The organism is Paraconexibacter sp., from assembly GCF_041602235.1.
GTDB lineage: Bacteria > Actinomycetota > Thermoleophilia > Solirubrobacterales > Solirubrobacteraceae > Paraconexibacter.
Window position 1 is genome coordinate 1 of the sequence record NZ_JBFIGP010000327.1, and the last position, 3,961, is coordinate 3,961.

Sequence of the window (3,961 nt, forward strand, 5' to 3'; positions counted from 1 at the left end):
GACGACGGAGCGCACGGTGCGCGTCGCCGTCACCGACGACGACCTGAACGAACCGTCCGAGACCCTCACGCTGACCTTGTCGAATCCGGTCGAGGCCACCATCTCCGGGGCCACGGGGACCGGCACGATCGTCGACGACGATGGACTGCCGAGCCTCACGGTCGACGACGTCTCGGTCGCCGAGGACAGCGGGACCGCCACCTTCACCATCACCGCCTCGAAGTCCTACCCGGCGGACGTCACGGGCTCGGTCGACACCCGCAACGGGTCGGCCGCCGCGGGGAGCGACTACACGGCGATCACCGACGGGACGTTCCTGATCCCGTCCGGGTCGACGAGCACGACCGTCGCCGTGCCGGTCCTCGACGACGAGATCGACGAAGGAACGACGGCGGAGACGTTCGAGGTCGTGCTGTCGGACGCCGCCAACGCCACCCTGAGCGACGGCAGCGGCACCGCGACGATCACCGACGACGATCCGAGCGTGTCGATCGGCGACGTGGCCGCGGCGGAGGGCGACAGCGGGACGACGGTCCTCAGCCTTCCGATCACGCTCAGCCGGCCCACGTCGCGAGCCATCGGCGGCAAGGTCGACACGGCGGACGGCACGGCGACGGCGGGCAGCGACTACGACGCCATCGCGGGCGGATCGTTCCTCGTGCCTGCGGGTGCGACCACCGCGACGGTGGACGTGACGGTCCGGGGCGACACGACGGTCGAGCCGGACGAGACCTTCGACGTGCTCCTGCGCGCGGTGAACACCAGCGTCGCCGACGCCGGCGGACGGGGCACGATCCTCAACGACGACGCGCCGCCGCCCGCATCCGGCCCGGCGCCCGGCCCTGCCCCCGCACCCGCCCCCGGCCCCGCACCAGCGCCGGCACCCGCCCCCGCGCCGCCCGTCGTCCCGGTCGTCTCGGCCGACCCCGTCGAACTCCGGGAGGGCGACAGCGGCACCTCGCCGGCGAACTTCATCGTCCGGCTGTCACAACCGACATCCCAGCCCGTCGCCGTCTCCTACCGGACGGTCGAGGACACCGCGCGGGACGGCACCGACTACGCGGGGACCGCGGGCGCGCTGTCCTTCGCCCCCGGCGAGACGGCGAAGCTCGTCGCGGTCCCCGTCGTGGGCGACACCCGCGCGGAGGCCGACGAGGTGTTCGGGCTCGTCCTCGGCGCACCGCAGAACGCCGCGCTCGCCAACCCGTCGGTGGCCACCGCGACGATCCTCGACGACGATCGGGTCGCGTCGAGCAGGCGCAGCCGTCCGAAGCTCTCCCTGTCCTCGACGCGCTACCGCGACCGCCGGGCTCCCTACTCCTTCCGCTTCCGTGGCCGGCTCACGATCCCGAAGGGGATGAGCAAGGCCCGGACCTGCCGACGCGGACGCGTGACGATCACGGTCAAGCGGTGGAACAAGCGGCGGGTGCGGTCCTACAACGCGACCCTGAACTCCAAGTGCCGGTACTCGCGCCTGGTGACGCTGCCCAGGAGCACGAAGCGCGGCGCGCTGCGGGTCAGCGCCCGCTACGCCGGAAGCTCGCAGCTGCTGACCGCGACCTCGAAGACCCGCCGGTTCCGCGGGGGCTGATCGCCTGATGACGAAGGGCCCGGATCGCTCCGGGCCCTTCGTACGTTCCTGCGATCCGGGCTCGGGCGCTACGCGGCCTTCGAGCCCTTCTTGCTGTCCTTCTTGGCGGGCTTGCTGTCGCTGGAGGATGCGGCGGACGACGTGTCGGCCTTCTTCTTCTCCTCGCGCTTGTCCTGCATCTTGCCCGAGTGATCGTCGGCTCCCTTCTCCGCCGACTTCTCGAGCTCGCGGTTGCGACGCCGCGTCCCGTAGTCGGTGTTGTGGAAGCCCTTGCCCTTGAAGTGGATGGCCGGCGCGTGCAGGACGCGCTCGACGGGAACACCGGTCTCCGGATCCTTGGTCAGCGCGTCGTCGCTGAACTTCTGGATCACCTCGAACGTGGACCCGTCGGGGCGGCGGTACTCGTAGATCGGCATCTCACCGTGAAGTATGTCATGCACGGCGGCCGGTTACTGGCACTCTCGTGGTGAGAGTGCCAATCCGTGCACCCGCCTGCGCCACACCGCCGATGCGCCCAAGGCCAGGGCGACCAGAGCCCAGAGCGGGAGATCGCCGAAGCGGGCGTATGTCGTGGCCGGCGCGGACACCGACCGCAGCCGCGGGGAGGCGAGGACGACGGAGCCCCCGCGGACGCGCCGGACCGCGCGGCGGCGCCCCGCGGCGTCGACCCAGCCTCCGCCCCCGGCGTTCACCGCGCGCACCAGCGCCGTACGCGTCTCCACGGCGCGCAGCGCCGAGAGGCGCGCCTGGAGCTCCGGCGCGCTCGTCCCCGCGAACCAGGCGTCGTTCGTGAGGTTGACCAGCAGCTGCGGCCGCAGGTCCCGCGCGACCGCCCGCGCCGGGGCCGGGTCGACGTCCTCGTAGCAGATGAGGACGCCGGTGCGCACCGGCGTCGCGCGCCCCGCGACCGGCACGCTCAGCGCCCGCGGTCGGTCCCCGGGGGTCACCCGCCGCGCGCCGGGGAACAGGCTGGCCAGCGGCGGCACGGCGTCGAAGAGCGGGACGGTCTCGCCGAGCCACAGCAAACGGCGCTTGTCGACCGGCCGCGTCAGCCGTCCGTCCGGCGTCACGACGGTCGCCGAGTTGTACTGCCGGGTCCGAGCTGGCCCGCGCTCGACCGTCCGCAGGCCGATGATCCGCGGCGTGGTCGCATCGGGGCCGACCGGCGAGACCGACCCGCCCCCCAGCGTCCGCGCAGCGCGCGGCAACGCGACCGGGTAGGCCGACTCGGGCCACACCACGAACGCGGCCCCGGCCCCGTCGGCGCTCGCGGAGAGCTCGCGCAGCCGGGCGACCCGCGCGACCTGCTCCTCGGTGCGCACGGTTCGCCGGGCGGGGGCGCCGGGATCCACCAGACCGACCGTCACGCGACCGGCCCCCGCCCGAGCCTCGACGGCGTCCATGCGCCAGGCGCCGAGACGGTCCACGGCGCCGAGCAGCACTACCGCCACCAGCGACATGGCGATCGCCGGGCGCCGGGGGCGCCCGCTCACCGCGAGCGCGGCAAGGACGGCCAGCAGCACCGAGACGCCACGCTCCCCTCCGAACTCGGCGAGCTGAACGAGCTCGGGCCGGGGCGCCAGCAGACCGGCAGGCGTCCAGGTGAAGACCCCGGGCGCCGAGCACCCCACGAGGCACGTCACCCCGAACGCCACGGCGAACGGCGCGCCCAGCCGTGTCCGCGCGAGGTGGGCGAGCGCCGCCCCGACCGACCACCCGGCCGACTGCAGCAGCGCCAGGCCGACGAGGGCGACGAGGCCGCCCGGCACGCCCAGCCCGGAGAACCGCTCCACGGTCGGCACCACGAACCGCAGGCCGATCAGGCCGCCGGCAGCGGCCCAGACGCCGGCGCGCAGCGCGGCGGCGCGGGCCGTGGGGGCATCGCGCAGGGCCAGCGCCAGCAGCACGAGGCCCACCGGGACGGCCGGCAGCAGGTCCAGCGGCGGGAGCGCCATCGCCATCACGACGCCGCCGAGCGCCGCTATCGCGAGCGGCGGTCGCGCGGATGCCGGGTCCCGGGCTCCCACGGCCGGCGCGACCCGCGATCGCGGCGGCGCCGCGACGCTCATGGCCCACCCGGGCCCGCGCCGCGCATCTCGTCGAGGTACACGTCCTCCAGCGTGGGTGCTTCGACGGTCACGTCCAGGACGTCCTCGCCCCGCTCGACGAGCTCACGCACCAGGCGCGGGACGTCCTCGCGGCCCGCGCCCTCGGACCACCGCGGCCCGGAGGCTGTGAGGACCTTGACCCCGCGTGGGCGGCGCAGCATCGCGGTCGCGCCTTCGCGGATGACGCGGCCATCGCGGACGAGCACCACGCGATCACAGGTGGCCTCGACCTCGGTGAGCAGGTGCGAGCTGAGCAGCACGC

Annotated in this window: 3 protein-coding genes and 1 pseudogene; 1 reads left to right on the plus strand and 3 read right to left on the minus strand. The window is 74.4% G+C overall.

The genetic code is table 11. The features are described from left to right. A partial coding sequence (locus ABYE80_RS18160) for a Calx-beta domain-containing protein (RefSeq protein ID WP_372791713.1) occupies positions 1-1,591 on the plus strand: 1,591 nt, incomplete at its 5' end. Positions 1,592-1,659: 68 nt separating this feature from the next. On the opposite strand, the gene ABYE80_RS18165 is transcribed toward ABYE80_RS18160, so the two are convergent. The 3 genes and pseudogenes from ABYE80_RS18165 to ABYE80_RS18175 all read right to left on the minus strand — a co-directional run. Beyond that, positions 1,660-2,007: an FmdB family zinc ribbon protein gene (locus tag ABYE80_RS18165; protein WP_372791714.1), complete on the minus strand. Its 348-nt coding sequence runs from the start codon at positions 2,005-2,007 to the stop codon at positions 1,660-1,662. Positions 2,008-2,040: 33 nt separating this feature from the next. Beyond that, the gene (gene lnt, locus ABYE80_RS18170) at positions 2,041-3,660 is read right to left on the minus strand and encodes an apolipoprotein N-acyltransferase (protein ID WP_372791715.1); all 1,620 of its coding nucleotides are present in this window, start codon (positions 3,658-3,660) and stop codon (positions 2,041-2,043) included. Then, positions 3,657-3,961, minus strand: a pseudogene (locus ABYE80_RS18175) (ABC transporter ATP-binding protein); the annotation flags it as partial. The gene lnt and the pseudogene ABYE80_RS18175, both read right to left, overlap by 4 nt.

Bases quoted from the DNA above. Each gene is read 5' to 3' on its own strand.
- ABYE80_RS18165 (WP_372791714.1), bottom strand. From the start codon at position 2,007: ATGCCGATCTACGAGTACCGCCGCCCCGACGGGTCCACGTTCGAGGTG.
- lnt (WP_372791715.1), bottom strand. From the start codon at position 3,660: ATGAGCGTCGCGGCGCCGCCGCGATCGCGGGTCGCGCCGGCCGTGGGA.